Origin of the sequence: Oceanobacillus indicireducens, from assembly GCF_014647195.1 — a bacterium.
Lineage (GTDB): Bacteria > Bacillota > Bacilli > Bacillales > Amphibacillaceae > Oceanobacillus > Oceanobacillus indicireducens.
Genome location: NZ_BMOS01000008.1, coordinates 57,523 through 77,269, shown reverse-complemented (window position 1 = coordinate 77,269; position 19,747 = coordinate 57,523). Strand labels below are relative to the sequence as shown.

The 19,747-nt window shown below is 41.2% G+C and carries 20 protein-coding genes; 11 read left to right on the top strand and 9 right to left on the bottom strand.

What is annotated here, in order from left to right; genetic code table 11:
• Positions 1-72: 72 nt before the first annotated feature.
• The gene (locus IEX94_RS07395) at positions 73-1,644 is read right to left on the bottom strand and encodes a Vga family ABC-F type ribosomal protection protein (protein WP_188856672.1); all 1,572 of its coding nucleotides are present in this window, start codon (positions 1,642-1,644) and stop codon (positions 73-75) included.
• A gap of 1,515 nt (positions 1,645-3,159) precedes the next feature.
• On the opposite strand from IEX94_RS07395, the gene IEX94_RS07390 reads away from it, so the two are divergent.
• The 4 genes from IEX94_RS07390 (at position 3,160) to uppS (ending at position 6,417) form a co-directional block, all read left to right on the top strand.
• Positions 3,160-3,492, top strand: coding sequence for a PadR family transcriptional regulator (locus IEX94_RS07390; RefSeq protein WP_188856671.1), 333 nt, complete (start codon positions 3,160-3,162; stop codon positions 3,490-3,492).
• Positions 3,489-4,121: an HAAS signaling domain-containing protein gene (locus tag IEX94_RS07385; RefSeq protein ID WP_188856670.1), complete on the top strand. Its 633-nt coding sequence runs from the start codon at positions 3,489-3,491 to the stop codon at positions 4,119-4,121. The genes IEX94_RS07390 and IEX94_RS07385 overlap by 4 nt, the downstream gene beginning before the upstream one ends.
• Positions 4,122-4,227: 106 nt before the next feature.
• The gene (locus tag IEX94_RS07380; RefSeq protein ID WP_188856669.1) at positions 4,228-5,682 is read left to right on the top strand and encodes a DUF4153 domain-containing protein; all 1,455 of its coding nucleotides are present in this window, start codon (positions 4,228-4,230) and stop codon (positions 5,680-5,682) included.
• Positions 5,683-5,703: 21 nt separating this feature from the next.
• Entirely contained in the window at positions 5,704-6,417 is a 714-nt protein-coding gene (gene uppS, locus IEX94_RS07375) for an undecaprenyl pyrophosphate synthase (protein ID WP_229782616.1), read from the top strand.
• A 43-nt stretch (positions 6,418-6,460) separates the two neighbouring features.
• On the opposite strand, the gene IEX94_RS07370 is transcribed toward uppS, so the two are convergent.
• The gene (locus IEX94_RS07370; protein ID WP_188856668.1) at positions 6,461-6,901 is read right to left on the bottom strand and encodes a YaiI/YqxD family protein; all 441 of its coding nucleotides are present in this window, start codon (positions 6,899-6,901) and stop codon (positions 6,461-6,463) included.
• Between the two features lie 119 nt (positions 6,902-7,020).
• On the opposite strand from IEX94_RS07370, the gene IEX94_RS07365 reads away from it, so the two are divergent.
• Genes IEX94_RS07365 through IEX94_RS07350 form a run of 4 tightly spaced genes read left to right on the top strand, consistent with a single transcriptional unit; the run spans position 7,021 to position 9,694 of the window.
• Complete coding sequence (locus IEX94_RS07365) at positions 7,021-7,398, top strand: GntR family transcriptional regulator (RefSeq protein ID WP_229782615.1); 378 nt, start codon at positions 7,021-7,023, stop codon at positions 7,396-7,398.
• 1 nt (position 7,399) lies between these two features.
• Positions 7,400-8,290, top strand: a complete 891-nt coding sequence (locus IEX94_RS07360) for an ATP-binding cassette domain-containing protein (protein ID WP_188856666.1) — start codon at positions 7,400-7,402, stop codon at positions 8,288-8,290.
• Positions 8,274-9,023 carry a hypothetical protein gene (locus IEX94_RS07355; RefSeq protein WP_229782614.1) on the top strand — a complete coding sequence of 250 codons (750 nt, stop codon included), beginning with the start codon at positions 8,274-8,276 and terminating at the stop codon, positions 9,021-9,023. The genes IEX94_RS07360 and IEX94_RS07355 overlap by 17 nt, the downstream gene beginning before the upstream one ends.
• Positions 9,020-9,694 (top strand): hypothetical protein, encoded by a 675-nt coding sequence (locus tag IEX94_RS07350; protein ID WP_188856664.1) that lies wholly within the window; start codon positions 9,020-9,022, stop codon positions 9,692-9,694. Before IEX94_RS07355 ends, IEX94_RS07350 begins: the two co-directional genes overlap by 4 nt.
• 419 nt (positions 9,695-10,113) lie before the next feature.
• Here the strand turns inward: IEX94_RS07350 and IEX94_RS07345 are convergent, their stop codons facing one another.
• The gene (locus IEX94_RS07345) at positions 10,114-10,503 is read right to left on the bottom strand and encodes a hypothetical protein (protein ID WP_188856663.1); all 390 of its coding nucleotides are present in this window, start codon (positions 10,501-10,503) and stop codon (positions 10,114-10,116) included.
• Positions 10,504-10,818: 315 nt separating this feature from the next.
• Between IEX94_RS07345 and IEX94_RS20250 the strand changes: the two genes are divergently transcribed.
• Complete coding sequence (locus IEX94_RS20250; protein ID WP_188856662.1) at positions 10,819-11,136, top strand: DUF4181 domain-containing protein; 318 nt, start codon at positions 10,819-10,821, stop codon at positions 11,134-11,136.
• A 145-nt stretch (positions 11,137-11,281) separates the two neighbouring features.
• Here IEX94_RS20250 and IEX94_RS07335 read toward each other — a convergent pair whose 3' ends face one another.
• A complete protein-coding gene (locus IEX94_RS07335; protein WP_188856661.1) occupies positions 11,282-12,661 on the bottom strand; it encodes an FAD-dependent oxidoreductase in 1,380 nt (459 codons plus the stop codon).
• Between the two features lie 638 nt (positions 12,662-13,299).
• On the opposite strand from IEX94_RS07335, the gene argF reads away from it, so the two are divergent.
• A complete protein-coding gene (gene argF, locus IEX94_RS07330) occupies positions 13,300-14,268 on the top strand; it encodes an ornithine carbamoyltransferase (protein WP_188856660.1) in 969 nt (322 codons plus the stop codon).
• Positions 14,269-14,317: 49 nt separating this feature from the next.
• Here argF and thrB read toward each other — a convergent pair whose 3' ends face one another.
• From thrB to IEX94_RS07315, 3 genes are read right to left on the bottom strand one after another with little or no spacing between them, the layout of a single operon-like run.
• Positions 14,318-15,202: a homoserine kinase gene (thrB, locus tag IEX94_RS07325; RefSeq protein ID WP_188856659.1), complete on the bottom strand. Its 885-nt coding sequence runs from the start codon at positions 15,200-15,202 to the stop codon at positions 14,318-14,320.
• Positions 15,195-16,259 carry a threonine synthase gene (thrC, locus tag IEX94_RS07320; protein WP_188856658.1) on the bottom strand — a complete coding sequence of 355 codons (1,065 nt, stop codon included), beginning with the start codon at positions 16,257-16,259 and terminating at the stop codon, positions 15,195-15,197. The genes thrB and thrC overlap by 8 nt, the downstream gene beginning before the upstream one ends.
• Positions 16,256-17,557, bottom strand: a complete 1,302-nt coding sequence (locus IEX94_RS07315; protein ID WP_188856657.1) for a homoserine dehydrogenase — start codon at positions 17,555-17,557, stop codon at positions 16,256-16,258. The genes thrC and IEX94_RS07315 overlap by 4 nt, the downstream gene beginning before the upstream one ends.
• Before the next feature lie 196 nt (positions 17,558-17,753).
• Here IEX94_RS07315 and IEX94_RS07310 point away from each other — a divergent pair, with 196 nt between their 5' ends.
• Entirely contained in the window at positions 17,754-17,906 is a 153-nt protein-coding gene (locus tag IEX94_RS07310) for a hypothetical protein (protein WP_156857631.1), read from the top strand.
• A 63-nt stretch (positions 17,907-17,969) separates the two neighbouring features.
• Here IEX94_RS07310 and IEX94_RS07305 read toward each other — a convergent pair whose 3' ends face one another.
• Both IEX94_RS07305 and IEX94_RS07300 read right to left on the bottom strand, forming a co-directional pair.
• Positions 17,970-18,482: a methylated-DNA--[protein]-cysteine S-methyltransferase gene (locus IEX94_RS07305; protein WP_188856656.1), complete on the bottom strand. Its 513-nt coding sequence runs from the start codon at positions 18,480-18,482 to the stop codon at positions 17,970-17,972.
• A gap of 12 nt (positions 18,483-18,494) precedes the next feature.
• On the bottom strand, positions 18,495-19,664 hold the full coding sequence (locus IEX94_RS07300) for an AI-2E family transporter (RefSeq protein ID WP_188856655.1): 1,170 nt from the start codon (positions 19,662-19,664) through the stop codon (positions 18,495-18,497).
• Between the last annotated feature and the right edge of the window lie 83 nt (positions 19,665-19,747).

The window sequence follows — 19,747 nt, the reverse complement described above, 5'->3', positions numbered from 1 at the left end:
ATATGAAAAGGGGGGATGCTTCGGTATAGGTGTGCTGTGCTAAGTTTTCGTCACATGCACATGCGCTTGTTCCTATTCATCAAGTATTTTTCTTTTCTCTTTTAACAGCGCTTGAAATTCTTCTTCTAGTTCGTCAGTCGGTTCCAAACTCAGTCTGCTCAAAACTTCCGAGATTCTTGTCTCGATGACGAGTAACTTTTGTTCCTTTGTATCAACTTCAACTTCCATGTTGCGATGTTTAAATTGTTCATAGCTCCCGTGAAAGTCGATGATCTCATTTTTCTCAATCGCCAGAATCCGTTCGGCAATTCGGCTGGTAAACATTCGGTCATGGGAAACGAAAACGATCGTGCCCTCATATTCTTTCAACAGTGCCTCGAGCTCCTCCATCGCGTAAATATCCAGGAAATTCGTCGGCTCATCTAAAATAAGGGTGTTACAATCACTCACCATCAGTTTCGCAAGTGTGACCTTAACCCGTTCACCGCCGCTTAGCACATCCATTCGTTTATAGACAGCATCGCGGAAAAAATGCAGTCGCGCGAGCACGGTTCGGACGGTTGATTCTTCTTGTATAGCTGTTTCCATGACGTTCTCTAGAATTGATTTTTGTGGATCTAAAACATCCAGATTCTGACTAAAATAGCCGAGTTTTACCGCCGGGGAAATCGAAATGCCGGATTCTTCGTTTATTAACTTTTTGATTAAAGTCGTTTTCCCTGTTCCATTTTCTCCAATAATCGCTATTTTATCTCCACCTTTAATCTGAAAACTCGCCTCATTCCAAAGGACGCGCTCCCCGAAAGATTGTGCGATATGTTCAGCCCGAATGATGATTCTACCTTGCAGCGATTCCTGATTTGGGATTGACATTTTAATTGGCGGAAGCTCTTTTACTTTCTCCACCTTTTCCAATTTTTCAATCCGTGTTTCAATCGATTTCGCTACTTGTTGCAGCTTTTTCTGCTTTTTGGCGAAATAAGGTTTTGCACCTTTTAATCTCGCTTCTGAACTACTTAAATTTTTTGGCTTTTTTGTTGCCCGGTCTGCTTTTTTCTCCTTGAGCATAAGGGCATCTTCAAGTTGCTGTCTCTTCTGAACATAATTTTCATAAGCTTTCTCTTGCTCTTGGATTTTTTGCTCTTTCTGCTCGGTAAAGTCGGAATAGTTCCCTTTGTACACTTCAACTTTCCCATCCGCAATCTCCCAGATTGTTTCACATGTCGCATCAAGAAATGCACGGTCGTGGGAGACAATAATGATTGCGCCTTGGAGACGTGCGAACGTTTTTTCCAGTTTTTCAATTCTAACTGTATCGAGATTGGTTGTAGGTTCGTCCGCTAAAAGCAATTCAGTTTTGCGGGCTAAGGCTTTGTCGATATACTGCTGGGTTACTTCTCCGCCACTTTTCACCGTACTGGTTCGTTTTAATTGGGGGAGAAGGGTGGCAGTACCATTTCCGGAAATAGTTCCGGATTGGATGCTCCTTTTTCCCGCAATGATTTCAAGCAAGGTTGTTTTGCCCGAACCATTTCTGCCGACAAGTCCAATCCGTTCCTTGTCACGTATTTGTAGATGCTCAATGTCAAAGAGTTTCCGGCCTCCGATTTCATAAGTTACATCCGTTAATTCCTTTATAATCATAAAAACAACTCCTATTTTCGGGCATAAAAAAGCCCCTATAATCGTGTTTGAAATAGGAGTTAGAAAGCATGGGAAAATGAAAGGTCCCCGAATATAGTATGGTCAGCCATTCTAATCCTATTTCGAAACAAAAGTGCATGAGAAAGAAGCAGGTCTTCTGCTTGAACACTACATATCTCATCTGTTTCGCTTTTTAAAAATAGGATTAGTTTTTCATTGTCTCTTGGCTCACCCTTTCGATTCATGTTACTTTTATTATACTATATTTAATGAAGATTGAAAGGGGAAACTTTTAAACACAGAAAAAGCCAGCTTCTACCCTTGAAGCTGGCTTTTTCCCCGTCGTGGTGACCGGTTGCGCGGAAAATTCTGTTTCCTTGTTCTGTGATGACGGAATTGATTTACCCGTCTCGATTCTTAATATTTACTTCGTGCTGTTTTTACTTCAAACAGCTATTTGTTGCAGTTGCACTTTCACAAAAAATCACTTTCTTCAAACATGCAAGAGAATTGGAATCTCATGTTGTTGCTGACGGGATGATTCCGTCGTAAAGCAAATTTTCCGCCAAGGCTGTGCATTTCTCTATTAGAATCCGCTTCTTGATAAGTTGTTTGCTATGAAACACAAGTTATCGTTCGGCTTGAATTCCAATAGTAGTTCGCCTTGTACTTTACTATACCCGTTCTGCAATTCTTAAAACATAAAATAACATCTTTTTTAAAAGTTTTTTATAAAAGTGGAAAGTAGCGCTGCTGATAAAAAGAATCCGTGGTTTTTTATTTTCTTTTTTCGTATAGTAATCAATGAAAGATTGAGTCATCCTGTCGCTTTATTTCCGATACTTGAGCTCGCCTTGTTGGAATGGGAAAACAACCAAGTTTATTCTCCTATTATTGCGCTCATCTTACTGGAATGGGAAAACAAACAAGATTTATTCTCCGCTTATAGCACTTGTCTTGTTGGAATGGGAAAACAAACGAGGTTTATTCTCCACTCCTAGCGCTCATCTTGCTGGAGTGGGAAAACAACCAGGTTTTATTTTCCGATTCTTGTGCTCATCTTGCCGGAATGGGAAAACAAACGAGTTTTATTCTCCAATCGTAGCGCTCATCTTGCTGGAGTGGGAAAACAACCAGGTTTTATTTTCCGATTCTTGTGCTCATCTTGCCGGAATGGGAAAACAAACGAGTTTTATTCTCCACTCGTAGCGCTCGTCTTACTGGAATGGGAAAACAACCAAGTTTTATTCTCCGCTCGTAGCGCTTATCTAGCCGGAATGGGAAAACAAACAATTTTATTCTCCCCTCGTTGCGTTTTTCTTGCTGGAATGGGAAAATAACCAAGTTTTATCCTCTCATCATTGCACTTACCCGCCCACACAGAGCATTCCAGACAAAAACTGCACTCATGCAGCATAAGTCAAGTTTTGAAGAAAAAATTAAAAAAACATCTTTACAACCAAAACCATTTCCCTTATAGTAAAGATACCTAATGATTCTAGGTAGGTGAAAAATATGTTTAATCGTGAACTCGTAAAAGGGAGTACGTCCATTCTTGTGCTGCAATTGCTGAATGAACGGGATATGTATGGCTATGAACTCGTGAAGGAAATGGCAAAAAGAAGTGATGATCAACTGCAAATGAAGGAAGGGACGCTTTACCCTGCGCTTCATAAAATGGAAAAACAAGCGTATGTTGAACATTACTGGAAGCAACAAGAAAAAGGGCCGGCCCGCAAATATTACCGGATTACCGAAGAAGGAAAAGAAATTCTAGCTGAACGGACTTCTGAATGGAAGCAGTATGTTCAGGTTATGAATAATCTTATTGGAAGAAATGAGACATGAACGTGGAGGCACAACGGTTTCTCCAAGAGCTTGAAAAAGCATTGGAAGAAGACCCGAACCGTGCAGAAATTATTGCAGAGTATCGCATGCATGTAGAAGAGATGCTGGCGGAAATAACAGAAAATAATGCGGACATTTATAGCCTGCTCGTTACCCGGCTAGGTTCTCCGGAAGAACTGGCAGAACTTTGGAAAGAAGAAAAGTCCGTTACGCCGAAAAAAATGCAGCGGCTATTCGTTTTCCTTAATATCGCAATATTTGTTGGTGGTGCGCTTTTTACAATTGGTTACAATGTCCTCGGCTGGAAATGGCTTGGGATTCTTTGGGAAAGTTTAACCGAATCGACGACAATCATTATTTTAGTCTATTTATTTTTCTGGGGTTTGCTTGGCTATGAAATCGGCAAAGCCTTGGGAGCGCGTGGAAAAAAGGTGCTTACCCGGACGTTTCTCATCGGGATCATTCCGAATCTGTTGCTTATGTATTTGATTGTTTTTCGACTGATTCCTTATGAATGGTTCGATCCACTACTCGATCGATCTTTTATCGTGCTCAGTATCCTTTGTACCGTGGCATTATATCCGATTAGTTTAATCGGTTACCACTGGGGAAGAAAAGCGTCTGTTTAGTCGGACTGGATACATTCGTTCAGTCCGAAAGAGTATGAATGATTTCTACCTATGTACATAGTTTATCTATATACATAGGAATTCTATGTATATAGGAGCGTTTACCATGCGGACAAAACAAAGAGAATGGCTATTTGTAGCAGCTTGTCTGTTGCTCGGATTCCTGGCTAATGTCAGCTTTTTATACGGGAAGATTGGAATATCCTATCTTATCTTCATCGCCGTCTTTTATGCCGTGTTATTTGTGCGGTTTGGTTTTACCTTTGAACACCGGCGAATCGGCTTGTTACTTATGGCGGGAATCTGGTTGCTTGCAGGAAGTTTCCTGTTCTTTGACAGTACGATATTTTACGTATTGAACCTACTCGTTATCCCGGCTGTTGTATTCTTCCATATCGTCTTAATTACTAGCCCGGCGAAATTGAACTGGGGTAAGTTATCCTTTATCAGACTCGTAACTGGGAAGCTTGCAGATGCCCTCCTTTATTTGACGAACTATTTACGTTATATCGGAAGAACCGTTGCCCGCAGTAGAAGACGGGTGAAAAACAGGACATTAAGGCAGATTCTTATAGGAATCTTGCTCGCTGTCCCAATCCTAGTCATTGTTGTGCCACTCTTAATGGCTGCGGATGCGGTCTTCCAAGAGCAAATCGAAAATCTATTCTTTTTCCGAATCGACGTGAATTTTGTTGAAATTGGGTTCCGTCTCGCCTTTACAGTCATTGCAGCAATTTTCTTCTTCTGTATTTTCCAAGTCATTGGGAAGAAGACGAAGCGCGAGATAGAAATTCGTGAGACACCAAATAAGAGGAATTGGCCGGGGATTGTGGCGGCAACGATTCTACTTATATTAAATGTGGTATATATGCTGTTTATCGCTGTACAGTTTCAATATTTCTTTCATGAAGGGCTGCTTGATGGGTTTACGTATGCCGATTATGCAAGACGAGGTTTCTTTGAATTAATTCTCGTAACATTGATTAACTGGACGATTTTACTCGTATTCATGAAACGGGTGAAAGAGGAGGGCGGCAAGCAGAAACGAATCTTGCAATCCTTATATTCTACTCTGATTGTCGCTAGTGGCATCTTGCTTATATCTGCCTGGCAGCGACTAACGCTTTATGAAACGGCGTACGGTTTTACAATCGACCGGTTGCTCGCCCATTATTTCATGGCATTTTTACTTGTGATTTTTGCTTATACACTCATTCGTGTTTGGCTAGAGAATCTGCCCATTTTACATTTTTATCTGATTTGTGCATTTCTTTTTTATGCCATGTTAAATGCTGTCAACTTGGAAGAAACGATCGTGGAAAACAATATGGAACGCTACAAGGTAACGGGGAAAATTGATATTCATTATTTCTATACCCTAGGTGCTGAGGGAGTGAAAGGACTTGTTCAGTTGTATGAACAGGAACCGGAAATCCCAGAACTAAAGAGTTTACTAATAGATAAAAAGATACAGCTTGAAAATGGAGAAGATGAATCCTGGCAAGCATTTAACTTTGCGAGGAATGAAGCGAAAGAATTACTGGAAGAGCTTGAGCTCTAAATTTAATGGAGGTGGATCGTCGTGGTCGATATACCGAAACATGTCGGGATCATAATGGATGGTAATGGAAGATGGGGAAAATCCCGGGGACTCACGAGAAGTGAAGGGCACTATGCTGGAGTTCAAGCGATGGAAAAAGCGATTGATGCAAGTATTGCTCTTGGTGTCGAAGCGCTCACTTTATACGCCTTTTCTTCAGAGAACTGGGCGCGGGCCAAGGAAGAAGTCAATTATCTGATGCGGCTGCCGATTCGTTTTTTTAAATCGAAACTTCCTGAATTTATGCGACGTAATGTGAAAATCACCATATCAGGAAATATGGATGAGCTGCCAAAAGCAACGCGGAAAACATTGCAACAGTCGATTGATCGGACAAAGAATAATACTGGTCTAATCGTTAACTTCGCCTTTAATTACGGTGGAAGAGGAGAGATTGTGCAGGCTGTGCAGCACGTGATCCGTGACATGCAGGAAAAAAATATAGAACTGGATGAAGAAACAATTGAAGACTATCTTTATACTGGTGGATTGCCGGCGCTTGATTTAGTTATCCGGACGGGTGGCGAAGAGCGGCTAAGTAATTTCCTTTTATGGCAAGCTGCCCATGCCGAGCTTTATTTTACGGATATTTATTTCCCGGATTTTGATGAGGCGGACATGCAAGCAGCAATTTATGAATATCAGGAGCGCAGAGCGGTTTATGATTTTGCGGAAATGTATCGTAAGGCAAAATAAAAAATGGTACAGAGCTTGTTAATCCAGGCTTTGTACCATTTTTCTATTTTTCCAAAACACGGATAAATCGCTCTCGGAATTTCTCTCTGTCTTCGTTCGTAAAGGATTTCGGCCCTTTTGTGCGCTGCCCGGCCTTCCTCGCTTGAGCACTCAGGTAACGGGTTTGCAGCAGCTCATCGATATTCTTATTCGTATACATAAAACCTTTATGATGCATGACAAGACAGCCCTTCGGAAGAGCGAGGGAGGCGAGGCCGTAATCTTGTGTAATGACAAGATCCCCCTTTTTGGCAAGCTTCATAATCCGGTAATCCGCCGCGTCTCTGGCATTATCAACATAAATTGTCTCGACACCTGGCGGGTTTTCTTGCAAGGAAAAATGAGAAATGCTCGTTACGAGAAAAACATTCAAATCCCTTCGCACTGCTTCATCGATAATAATTTCCTTCACTGGGCACGCATCCGCGTCAACATAAATATTCATCCTTCACACTCCTTAAATCATCTCCTCTTAGCATACCAAAATTCAGTTGCATTCTATACAAAAATATTGTATAGTACATTACATGAGTAATGCACTATATCAGAGGAGGTGCAGGCTTAATGATCGATCCAAGTGGCGGGAGACCAATTTATATCCAAATAGCCGAATGGATAGAAACCGAAATATTGAATGATAATTTCAAGGCCGATGATAAGGTCTACTCCCAATATCAGCTGGCGGAAATGTTTACGATCAATCCGGCAACAGCGGCTAAGGGTTTGAACGTCTTGACGGATGAAAATATTTTATACGGGAAGCGGGGACTTGGGAAGTTTGTGACAACAGAAGCAAAAGCAATTATTACCGATAAAAGGAAAAATGAAAAGCTAAAAGGATTATTAACGGAAGTTGCTCTTGAAGCAAAGCGATTGCAAGTAGGCGAGGGAGAGCTGACCGAAATGTTGCAACAAGCGATTACAGATGTGAAGGGAGATTAACATGAAGGTGATTGAATGCAGGGATCTAACGAAAAGAATGATTGGAAGAAACGCATTGAACCAGCTAAGTTTCACATTGGAAGGCGATAAAATTACCGGATTAATCGGCCGTAACGGGGCGGGGAAAACAACGCTCATGAAGATCCTTGCCGGGTATTGGCACGAGACTTCGGGTAAGGTCGAAGTATTTTCCGAGCGGCCATTTCAAAATTTAAACGTATCAGTGAACGCGATTTATGTGGATGATCAAATGAAGTTCAGCCATACATTGACACTGGAAGATATATTAAAAGAAGCAGCACGTTTTTATCCGAACTGGGATACTGTTCTTGCGGAGCGTCTCTTTGACTATTTTTCCTTTCACCCGAAAGAGAAGCATGATTATTTATCGAAGGGGAAGAAAAGCACGTTCAATATGATTATTGGGCTTGCGTCAAGGTGTAAGCTGACGATGTTTGATGAGCCGACAACGGGAATGGACGCATCTGTAAGAAAAGACTTTTATCGGGCCTTGTTGAAAGATTATCTGGCACATCCAAGAACAATTCTTTTATCGAGTCATCATTTGGAAGAAATGGAGGACTTGCTGGAGGAAATCATTTTAATCGATGAGGGGCAAGTCGTCTTGCATGAGTCGATGGATGAATTGAAGGAATATGCGCTAGGAATCACGGGAAGAGCGGAAATATTGGAGCCGTTGCTTGCAGATGAAGAAGTAATCTATGAAACGCGAGTAGGCGATTATTCCACTTATGCCGCTGTAAAATCAGACAGTCCCGTTATACAGAAGGCGAAACAACATGGGATGGCTACAGGGCCTGTGCCGCCAAATGATTTATGTATTTACCTGACTGCAAAGCAAAAGGGAGGGATAGATGATGTCTTTAAATAAGATGGATCTTTCTGCTGCTGTGAAAAAACAATTAAATTATAAGATGAAAGTATATGTTGGCATGATTAGCTCACTTGTCATTGTTCAAGTTATTGGAATCTTTTTCTCCGTCGTTAGTCCGCTACAGGGATATTCTACGATGGACTACGTGGAGATTGAGTACATGAATTATAATACGCTTAATATTATTACATTGACTTCACTCTGGGCACTTATTCATGCGATTATCATGACGACAAAGAATGAATGGGAGAACGCCTTTCCTTTTGTGGGAAATACGCTTAGTAATCATCTGGCGAACATGATCTTCCTCGTTGGAGCAAGCATCGTTGCCGGGATTGTAACAATACTTGCATCATTTACGGTTCGAGTGTATCTCTATTATTTTACAGATGAACTGTTCTTTATGTCACCGGGATTCGTCTTAAACGGTGGAGATTTGCTAGCTGGGACAGTAACGGTAATTCTCCATTTTCTATTACTCTGTGCGATCGGCTATTTCCTGGGTACGGTGACGAGGCTGCATCGTTTACTTCCCGTACTGTTGCCGATTGTGGTTATTGGACTATTGATTACGATAAATTATATCAACCATGATTGGATGATGAATACCGTTGAATTCTATTACGGGGAAACAAGTATGGCTGTATTCCTTATGAAAATAGTTGTTACAGCTGGGATACTATTTGCTTGTTCCATTGCTATTTCAAGCAGAACGGAGGTTAGAAAATGAGTTTATTTTTCACGATACTGATTCTCCTTGTTATAATCGGATTTCCGTTCTTGTTGAGAAGGTTGCAGCTAAGTAGATTCGGTTACTGGCTACTTGGCGGGTATTTCATTCTATTAATTGCTTCCGTTGTTGCATATACATTTATCCCAACAGAGGAATTTGCGGATGAGGAAGAGCTGCCAACGGAGATGACAAATCGGATTTACCTTGTCCATGAAATATTGGATCAAGGAGTGCCACTGGAGGAATTTGAACAATATAAGAAAAAGGAATGGGAGTTCCCCGTAGGTACAGAGGAAAGTTTTTCATTATATGCCGGTCCAGATTACCAGTTTCCGGTCATCATAATAAAAAGGGTGGAGGATCAGGAGGCCATTCATGTTGATTATTATGAGGTAACGCCTGAGATTGATGTGGAACCAGTCCATGAAGAAGGCGAAGTCACGGTCTACAATCATAGTGGAGAGCTAACGATTGAAGTACTTGGGTATAAACTTTATCGTTTCAATAGTATGGAGAAAGGATTTCCATTTAACCAATTTGAAGAAGAAGAGGATCATTCTTGGATTTATTATGATGTATTCGATGATGAGAGAATGTTTTATATTACAATTCCAGCAGACATCGAATTAAATGTTGATCCGGATATGGATGTCCACTGGTTAAATTAAGAAAAAGTCGGCTACTATTAGCCGGCTTTTTTCTGCTTATTCAATATGAATATGGTAAGTATCACTGCACTAATTCCATCTAATAGTTTACTAATCATCATCCTTATCCTGATGTATTTGGACTAACTTTTCTAAAAACACTAATGATAAATAGTAAGATAAACTTGCAGCCGCCATCAGAAAAAACGTACCATCCAAGTCTTGTAGATTGCTATTCATAAAGTATAAGAATAGTCCTCCAGCCATTCCACCTAAGCAATAGTTTATCCATCGTATACGAGACTCCTTAACTCCTCGTCACACAATGAATTTTATTGTTTTTTTAGTAAACAAAGAAATATGGTAAAACAATAAGGATGGCAAAAAACTAACTCTAAAAATACTTGCAATAAATAATTTATTAACATTCCCGTCAGCTATTAATGTAAAAAAAATCCGACGATAAATAAACCACCTACTAAATATACGAGAATTCCAGTAATATATTGTAAAAAAGCATTATGAAAATGTATCTTACCTAAAAATATGTCTGCAAAGAAAGAATAAAGCCCTCCGCAAATTAAAAATAGAGGTAACGAGTACATGAAGAAAATTATAAATAGGCCTTCAAATGAGTTATAGCCTATACCTGCTTGCTGTTCTTCAACTGGTGTATATCCCGTAACAGCTAAATACAAAGAAAATACCAATGTAGAAAGTATCGCTGTCATTGCCTTCTCTAAGAGAGCAGCACCCTTGTTTTTGACTTTACTATTTAATATCAAAAAATAACCCGCTACTGAAATAGCAATGAAAATAATTCCGATCATGATAATCCCTCCATGAAAATAGTTCAACTTGAACGTGTAAAGTGATTTTGATCCTTTTTTTGGTATAGTTGTATTTAGAATAACTATATCAGAAAAGTTCTACTTTTATTAGTTCTCTAGTCTATAAATTTTTTCTGACAAACAAAAGAACGGAACGTGGAGCATGCTAGGAAAGGCAATACTATATTTAATTATATATAATGGTTGTTCGTGGTTAACCCTTTTCGTAGCCCTCCAACAGCTTTTTTAAAAATGTTAAATAAGAGGTGGATTAGTTGGAATTTATAGGCAACTGTTATTGGTCTGATCATTCTGTTGTTCGTAGTAGAAAAAATAACGATTAAAATGCTTTCTATTGAAAGGAAAAAACTGTCGGAAACAGCTGGTAGACGTATAAATCGGTGGGGGAAATCGATTTTATTGATGGTCTTTTTAGGCTTCCTATGGTTTATAATGGAAAGTTCGGACACTGTTCTATTGTTTTATCTTTTAATCAATTTGGTGTTATTATTTGGATATCAGGCAGTTATGGAATTTATCTTTATTAGAAATTCAAGGCAATATATTGCCACAACTATATTGCTTATTGTTATTATCTCAAGTATAGCGTTCCTCTATTTTATTAAATGCTAGAGTGCTTCTGCATTTAGTATTTAGTTAAATCAAAAAGGACTATACTCTAAAAGGGAAAGCTCTCTCTGTATTAATGTAGAGAGATCTTTCCCTTTCGTATTATCCAATTCCATTTCAGTGAGTCCTAAATTTAGAGAACATTAACTTATGCCAATTTCCCATCAAACTTCTTAAACAAATCATTCAACCCTTCACTCATCGTCGGGTGGGTGAAAATATTATCCCGTAAAAAGGTATACGGCAAGTCCGCTTCCATCGCTACCCGAACGGTATTAATCATCTCGCTCGATTCCGCCGAGAATAATGTACATCCGAGAATCCTTTTTGTTTCAGGATCAACTAATGCTTTTAGCAAACCGTTCGGCTGATTATTGATTTTCGTACGTGGGATATTCGCTGCCGGCATGGTTGCGACGACATAATTTATATTTTGTTCCTGCGCCATTTTTTCATTTAGCCCGACATGGGAAAGGACAGGTTCGATAAACACACTATATGGCACATTTTTACGTTTCGCTAAAGAGTAGGAGCCGCCGGTTAAAATCTGATCCCGGACAATCCGGTAATCATCAAGTGAGATATACGTGAATTGCGGACCGCCATTCACATCACCGAGTGCCCAAATTTGTCTGTTTGAAGTCCGTAAATAGTCATCGACAATGATTGCACCGTTATCATCAACTTCTACACCTGCTTTAGCAAGCTCAAGTCCTTCTGTATAAGGTTTCCTGCCAGTCGCAAGCAGGAGAGCGGAGGCTGTCTCTGTCAATTCTTTCCCCTTATCAAATTCAAGAGTCACTTCTATTCCACCAGATTCATGATTGGAAACCGCCGTCGCTTTACTTCCATGGACAACGGAAATACCTTTATCCTGCATGACTTTTAGTACTTCTTCTGCAATATCTCTGTCATCGTTTTCCATGAAGTCTGACGCGCTATCGATTACAATGATTTCCGACCCGAAATTTGCATACATGACAGCAAATTCAAGCCCGATATACCCGCCACCGACAATGATTAATTTTTCCGGAAGCTCGGCTACTTGTTGCAGCTCTGTGGATGTATAAACATGATCTGCTTCTTTTAATCCATCGATTGGGGGAATGACTGGCTCTGAACCGGTATTAATAATGAAATAATCTGCGGTGAGGTCTAGTGTTTCTTCTGTTGATTTGAGACGGACTTGGTTTGTTCCGACAAAGCTTGCCTCTGCGGTATAAACCATGACCGTATCTTGATCCGCTAGGGTTTTGTAGTTCTTTTCCCGTAATGCGGCGATTGTTTTATTTTTATCCTCAATCGCACTCCGGTAATATTCACTTTTTTCATTTTTTAATTGGCTATCCTTCTTTGCGTGGTGGATGAGTAATTTTGTTGGGATACAGGCGATGTTAATGCATGTCCCGCCATACATTTCATTGGACTTCTCTATCATCGCAACGGTTTTACCTCGAGCGGCAAGATCTGCTGCAAGTGTCTTTCCGCCTTTTCCAAATCCGATAATAATATATTCATAATGTTTCATTCAATCGCTTCCTTTCATAAAGACTATTGCCGTTTTTAGGGTTTATTAAACAGGGGGGAAATGAGCAAAGCGCGTAAATTAGTTAGGAGGAAATGATCGTTATCTTGTTTACGTTTGAAACCAATTTCGTTTCGGATGCATAGAGGTGTTCTTATCTCCTGAAAAATTCGTTGTCTGTTTTATTCGTCTGAATAGAGGCACTCTAATCACTTGAAAGATTCATTTTCTGATTTGTTCACCTGAATAGAGGCTCCCTAATTGCTTGAAAGATTCACTTTCTTTTTTGTTCGTCTTAATAGAGGCGCTCTAATCTCCTAAAAATTCCTTTTCTATTTTATTCGCCTAAATAAGAGGCACTCTCACCGTCCGTTCAAGCGGGATTCCTGTAAGATTGGGCAGTGAACTTTCGATATCATTAGGAATACGCTGAATTAAACAAACAGCTGCCCGCTTATTATCTGAGGCTGCTCAATTGTGTTATTTCCCCCTTTGTATTGTGATGTTAATCATTTTGTTGATTATGTCCAAAAGTTGCCTACTTTTACCATAAGGTTTAAATTGTTTAAAAAAACTATTGCATATTTATGAATAATAGTGCATAATAATACATAACTTAAATTTCTGGGAGGAGTATCATCATGATTTCGTTAGCGAAAGATTTGCAGATTGATAGCGAAGAATTTTTTGGAAGAGACTTACTTAGCCTTGAGGATTATACACCAGAGCAAATTCATCATTTATTGGAGCTTGCTTCTTATATAAAAGATCAGCGTAAGAAGGGGTTTGCCTTTGAACCGTTAAAAGGGAAAGTGCTCGGTATGATCTTTGAAAAATCATCGACGAGAACGCGTGTCTCTTTTGAAGCGGGTATGATTCAGCTTGGTGGGCAGGCGATCTATCTAAATTCAAAAGATATCCAGCTTGGCCGTGGAGAGACGATTGCAGATACGGCGCGTGTGTTATCTGGCTATTTGGACGGAATTATGATTCGAACTTACTCCCATGAAGATGTGGAGGAGCTTGCTGAATATGCATCTATTCCGGTTATCAATGGATTAACGGATTTGCATCATCCATGCCAAGTGCTGGCAGATTTACAAACAATGTTAGAAATCAAAGGGACGCTGAAAAGTCAGAAGCTTGTATATATTGGAGACGGAAATAATATGGCGAATTCACTTCTGATTGGAGCTGCGAAGATGGGAATAAATGTGGTTGTCGCAGCACCTAAAGGCTATTTCCCAGACGCAGAAGTCGTAAAACAAGCAGAGAAAATAGCTTCGGAAACTGGTGGAAAAATTTCAATCATGACAGATCCGATTAAAGCCGTAAAAGATGCAGATTTTATTTATACAGATGTTTGGGCAAGTATGGGCCAGGAAGCGGAGCAAGAGGAAAGAAAAGCAACTTTTGCAAACTACCAAGTGAATGACGAACTGTTGGCAAAGGCTAAACCAGATGTTACGTTCCTTCATTGTCTGCCAGCGCACCGCGAGGAAGAAGTGACAGCAAGTGTGCTGGAAGGGAAGCAATCTGCTGTATTTCAGCAGGCTGAGAACCGTCTTCACGCGCAAAAAGCGTTGTTGACTGCCTTGATGAGCTATTAGTAGTTATAGAAATAAGGGTGCGAGCGAATATAGTTATTCGCCGACACCCTTATTTTTGTTCTACTGTTAATCCACCAACATCCATTTTTAAACTTTCCAAGCGATAATCAGGCAATACCTCTTCTAATGCTGCGATGATCTTATCCCTGCGGTCACTTGGTACAAAGGACATCATCGTCGGTCCGGCACCACTGATGACTGTTCCGTATGCCCCGTGCTCCTTCGCTGTACGTTGGATCAAATCATAATTTGGGATAAGCGGCTTGCGGTGGGGTTCATGGAAAATATCTTTTTCCATCATTTTCCCAGCAAGTTCATAATCTCCACTTACGAGCGCTGCAACGGTCACATTGCCGATGCCGCTCCCAAGGGCAGCATCGGCAATTGAAAACTGTTCCGGTAACACGTCCCTTGCCGCTTTCGTTTTCAATTCGACTTCCGGGATAAGCGCAATAAGTTCGAGGTGAAGTTGGTCGATTTTCAACCAGTCCACTTCTCCGTCGATATACGTAGAAACAATGAGACCGCCAAGGAGGGCAGGCGCAACATTATCTGGATGCCCTTCAATTTCTGTTGCATCCGTTAATTTTTCCTCAGCGGTTAAGTCGAGCCCGCCGAGCTGGTTGGCAAGCTCAATTCCTGCTACAATCGCTGCCGCGCTGCTTCCTAAGCCACGGGCAAGCGGGATGCTCGTCGTTTCTTCTACGCGAGCGGGGCGTAAGCTTTTCCCGTGTTTTTCGGCGGTTTGTTTTGCAATTAGATAAATGAAATTCTCTTCAAAAGGGACGTCACCAGCAGACGGGGAAATGAATTCCCAATCCGCCTGTTCTGTCACTTCCAATGTTAAGTATAAATCAACTGCTAAACCAATGGAGTCGAATCCGGGTCCGATGTTCGCGGAGCTTGCTGGAACCCGTATCATAAAACTACTCATGGCTCGTCAACTCTTCAATATATTGCTTGATTGCTGCAGCGTCATTCGGAAGGGAGACCGGTTCGATTTCCTGATTCTCCTGAACGGTCTGCGGATCCTTTAATCCATTTCCAGTTAGGACGGCAACGACTTTACTTCCTTGTGGGATATTACCTGCTTTACACTGCTGGATGACGCCGGCAATCGATGCATTGGATCCTGGCTCGGCAAATACGCCTTCCGTTTTAGGAAGATGCTTGAATGCATATAAAATTTCCTCGTCTCGGACAGAAGTGATGATTCCGTTTGATTCATCGCGGGCAGCTGTTGCAAGGTCCCAGCTTGCCGGGTTCCCGATTCGGATTGCGGTCGCAACGGTTTCTGGCTGAGCGATTGGTTCATTTTTCGTAATCGCCGCCGCTCCCTCTGCTTCAAATCCGTAAATTTGCGGTAAACCAGTTTGTTTTTCTTCGTGGTATTCTTTGAAGCCTTTCCAGTATGCACTGATATTACCGGCATTACCTACTGGGATTGCTAAAATATCTGGTGCGGATCCGAGGGAATCGCAAATTTCAAAAGCAGCTGTTTTCTGTCCTTCAATCCGGTAAGGGTTTACCGAGTTTACAAGAGTTACTGGAGATGTTTCACTAATCTCACGTACCATCTGCAATGCCTCGTCAAAGTTGCCATCGATTTCAATAATTTCCGCACCATAAATGACCGCTTGGGCCAATTTTCCAAGGGCGACTTTGCCTTTAGGAATGACAATGATCGCGCGCATCCCAGCCCGAGCTGCATAGGCTGCAGCTGCTGCGGAAGTATTCCCTGTAGATGCACAGATAACTGATTTGCTTCCTTCTTCTTTCGCTTTTGCAATTGCCATAACCATTCCCCGGTCTTTAAACGAACCAGTTGGGTTTGCGCCTTCGATTTTTCCGTAAAGCTCGATACCGAGTTCTTCCGATAGGGAAGGGAAATGGAGGAGTGGTGTGTTTCCTTCATTTAGTGTAAGTTTCGGTGTGTTTTCCGTTACCGGTAAATAATTCTCGTAATGTTGAATCAGTCCTTGCCAAGTCATTCGTTTCCATCTCCTTCAACGCGGTAGTAACTTGAGATTTCTTTTAATACGTCTAATTTCTGGATTTTCTCTAGTAAGTTCGTAAAGTTTTCTTCAGATGTCTGGTGAGAAATAACAATGATTTCAGCAGTTTTCTTCTCATCATTTGGACGTTGAATAATGCGCTTTAAGCTAATTTCATGTTCATGGAAGAGATTGGACAGTTTAGAAAATACGCCTGTCTCATCTTCTACATTTACACGTAAGTAATACTGGGAGAAGCGCTCACTCTCGTCTTTCAGTGCTTTCTTGTAATAACTGTTTACAACCTGTTCTCCTGTAACACCAAGGCGGATATTTTTCACGACTGCTACAAGGTCACTCACGATAGCTGTTGCAGTAGGAAGGCTTCCTGCACCAGGTCCGTAGAACATTGTTTCTCCAACCGCTTTTCCGTGTACATATACGGCATTGTATTCATTCTTCACCGCTGCAAGTGGGTGTTCATTAGATAAGAACGTCGGCAGTACATGGGTTTCAAGTTCGCCGTTTTTAAAATCCGCATAACCAATCAGCTTCATCGTATATCCAAGTTCGTTTCCATTCTGGATATCTTCAGCTGTAATGTTGGAAATACCTGATACTTTTACATCATCCAGGTCAACCGGTGCTGAAAATGCAAGGCGGGCAAGAATAGCCATTTTACGAGCGGCGTCAAGTCCTTCCACATCCGCAGTCGGATCGGCTTCTGCAAATCCAAGCTCTTGCGCTTGTTTTAAAGCAGCTTCATATGTGGCTCCTTCTTCTGCCATTTTTGTTAATATGTAATTTGTCGTTCCATTGACAATTCCCATGACACGTTCAATCCGGTCAGATGATAGTCCATCTGTAATTCCCCGAAGAATTGGAATACCGCCAGCAACGCTCGCTTCATAGAAAAAGTCACATTTATTTTTCTCCGCTTCGGCATGCAGTTCTGGGCCATGTAGGGCGACTAAGTCTTTGTTCGCTGAAATGACGTGCTTTTTCGCAGCAAATGCTTGGAGGATATAATCTTTCGCCGTATCGATTCCACCCATGACTTCAATGACAACATCTATCTCTGAATCATTTAATACATCATCCGGATTAACGGTAAGGAGGGAGGGGTCGACATCTACTTCTCTCGCCTTTTCCAGGTTGCGGACGAGGATACGCTTTACTTCAACAGTTACACCAAGCTGATGCTTTAACTTTTCCTGGTGTTCGTTAATAATTTGAACAACCCCTGATCCAACGACACCGAGACCTAATAAACCAACTGATACTTTGTTCTCCATTTCATCACCTCATCACTGCAGTAGAATGCAGTATAATTTTCTATATTTAATCAATTTAACCATGAAAAGTGCAGGATATCAATACGGAAGCAAAGAGTTTTTTATTTAAAGCGCTTACTTTTTGGAGGGGATGAATAACAATTATGTTTTATCTTAATATCTTATAGTAGCCCGTTACAAGAGGGAGGAAGTGCAATTGCGTTATGAAATAATTGGAAGTTTATTTTTTATCCTACTGTTTCTTGGAGTGTTCGTTGGAATCATCTTTAACAAAGTCGAACTATTCGGCTTCTTAGGTCTACTGCTTGGACTAGGAGTAGTTTTCTTATTTCGGAAAAGGAAAAAATGAGCGGGACAGGGGGTCAGAGCGATTGTCCCCGGGACAATTGCTCTAACCCCTGTCCCGCTAGGCTTACGCTCCTTCGAGTTGGAGGAGGGATTTCTTCAGGGTGAGGCCGGCGCGGAAGCCTCCAAGGGTGCCGTTCTTCTGGATGACACGGTGGCAGGGTACAGCAATGAGGACAGGATTTCTTCCAATTGCTGTTCCCACAGCTCGAATGCTTTTCGGATTTCCAATTGCCTCCGCAATCTCAGAATAGGTTCTCGTCTCCCCATAAGGAATGTGCTGTAAAGCTTCCCAAACGGCAAGCTGGAACGCGGTGCCCTTAAGATCAAGAGGGACATCAAGCATTTTTTTCTCCCCTGAAAAGTAGTTTTCGAATGCGCGCTTATAAAATTGTAGCTTCTCCTCATTCCGCTCAAATGATTGATCCGGGTTCTGCTTCAGTAGCCAAGTCTTCATATCTTCTTCTGTTTCATTGAATCCACCGGCCCAGCACAACCCTTTCTCCGTAGCAGCCAAAATCATACACTCCCCATTCGATTTTAGCGAGCTGAAATAGATGACGTCCACATTCCTATCCATCTGGAACAACTCCTAACTGTTTTTTGTTTCATCCTCATTAATCGGATACGTTCCGTGCACTTCACCAAAGAACTTATTATATCGTTGTTTAAATTTATCAAATAGATATTGGACAAGAACTTTCAAAATTGCATATCCTGGGATCCCTAGGATAACACCAACAATGCCGAAGAGATTTCCGGCTACAAGCAAGACGACGATAATCGTAAGCGGGTGGATCTGCATCGTGCGCCCCATCACATTCGGGGAAATAAAGTTCCCTTCTAAGAACTGCACAGCCGCCCAAACAATCGCAAGCTTCAGCAGCATAAACGGGGAGTCGACAATCGAAATAATGATTGCTGGAAGAATCGCGATAGTCGGCCCAAGATATGGTACAACAGACGTCACTGCAGCAATGATTGCGAGTGTCAACGCGTAAGGCATACCAATAATTAAGTAACCGATATATAAAAGAATTCCGATGCAAGTCGCAACGATAATCTGACCTTGGATATAAGAACCGACCTGTGTATCCATATTATGAAGAATCCGGCTCACATCTTTTCTGAAAGCTGGTGGCAGCAAGGTCAAGAAATAATTTTTAAATCGTCCTCCATCCTTTAACAAGAAGAAAAGAATAATAGGAAATGTCACAATCGCGACAACAATATTTGTCACCGCAGAAGCGAACGTCTGCACACTTTCAAAGGCGTTAATCAGGTATCCGCCAACGATACCCGGCAGATCACTTAAATTATCCGCCACCCAGTTATATCCTTCCTCATAATAAGGTGCGAGGAAGGAGCTTTGCACCCAATTCGTAATGGTTTCACCAAGTTGGGTCAGATAATTAGGGAAGTTCCGGATTAAATCGTTAATTTGCGTTTCGATCAGTGGGGCTGTAAGCAGCACAACACCTGTTAAAATACCGGCAATCGCAAGTATCAGAATAATGATTCCCCAAATCCGTTTAATTCGGAACCGCTCGAGTAAATTCACAATCGGATTTAATAGATAAAAGGCAATGAATGCCAATATCAGTGGCGGCGTTATGGTCGAAACAATAACGAGCACTGGATAGAACACAAAAGAAATCCGTTCAAAAATAAAAATGGTAAGCCCAATCAGCGATAATAAAGCAAAGAGAAAGAATAAATTTTTACCGCCGAGAAATGTAATAAATCTGCTTGTTTGCTTCATCTTTTACCTCTTTTCCCCGAAGACAGATGTTCGTTTTAGTTTAATGAAATAACTTATCTTCAGTATAAGATAAATAGTGATTA

Coding starts and splice junctions, on each gene's coding strand:
- IEX94_RS07370 (WP_188856668.1), bottom strand. CDS start 6,901: ATGAATATTTATGTTGACGCGGATGCGTGCCCAGTGAAGGAAATTATT.
- IEX94_RS07335 (WP_188856661.1), bottom strand. CDS start 12,661: ATGAAACATTATGAATATATTATTATCGGATTTGGAAAAGGCGGAAAG.
- IEX94_RS07395 (WP_188856672.1), bottom strand. CDS start 1,644: ATGATTATAAAGGAATTAACGGATGTAACTTATGAAATCGGAGGCCGG.
- thrC (WP_188856658.1), bottom strand. CDS start 16,259: ATGACTTGGCAAGGACTGATTCAACATTACGAGAATTATTTACCGGTA.
- IEX94_RS07315 (WP_188856657.1), bottom strand. CDS start 17,557: ATGGAGAACAAAGTATCAGTTGGTTTATTAGGTCTCGGTGTCGTTGGA.
- IEX94_RS07365 (WP_229782615.1), top strand. CDS start 7,021: ATGATCGATCCAAGTGGCGGGAGACCAATTTATATCCAAATAGCCGAA.
- IEX94_RS07380 (WP_188856669.1), top strand. CDS start 4,228: ATGCGGACAAAACAAAGAGAATGGCTATTTGTAGCAGCTTGTCTGTTG.
- IEX94_RS07360 (WP_188856666.1), top strand. CDS start 7,400: ATGAAGGTGATTGAATGCAGGGATCTAACGAAAAGAATGATTGGAAGA.
- IEX94_RS07385 (WP_188856670.1), top strand. CDS start 3,489: ATGAACGTGGAGGCACAACGGTTTCTCCAAGAGCTTGAAAAAGCATTG.
- IEX94_RS07355 (WP_229782614.1), top strand. CDS start 8,274: ATGATGTCTTTAAATAAGATGGATCTTTCTGCTGCTGTGAAAAAACAA.
- thrB (WP_188856659.1), bottom strand. CDS start 15,202: ATGAGTAGTTTTATGATACGGGTTCCAGCAAGCTCCGCGAACATCGGA.
- IEX94_RS07350 (WP_188856664.1), top strand. CDS start 9,020: ATGAGTTTATTTTTCACGATACTGATTCTCCTTGTTATAATCGGATTT.
- IEX94_RS07300 (WP_188856655.1), bottom strand. CDS start 19,664: ATGAAGCAAACAAGCAGATTTATTACATTTCTCGGCGGTAAAAATTTA.
- IEX94_RS07345 (WP_188856663.1), bottom strand. CDS start 10,503: ATGATCGGAATTATTTTCATTGCTATTTCAGTAGCGGGTTATTTTTTG.
- IEX94_RS07390 (WP_188856671.1), top strand. CDS start 3,160: ATGTTTAATCGTGAACTCGTAAAAGGGAGTACGTCCATTCTTGTGCTG.
- argF (WP_188856660.1), top strand. CDS start 13,300: ATGATTTCGTTAGCGAAAGATTTGCAGATTGATAGCGAAGAATTTTTT.
- IEX94_RS07305 (WP_188856656.1), bottom strand. CDS start 18,482: ATGGATAGGAATGTGGACGTCATCTATTTCAGCTCGCTAAAATCGAAT.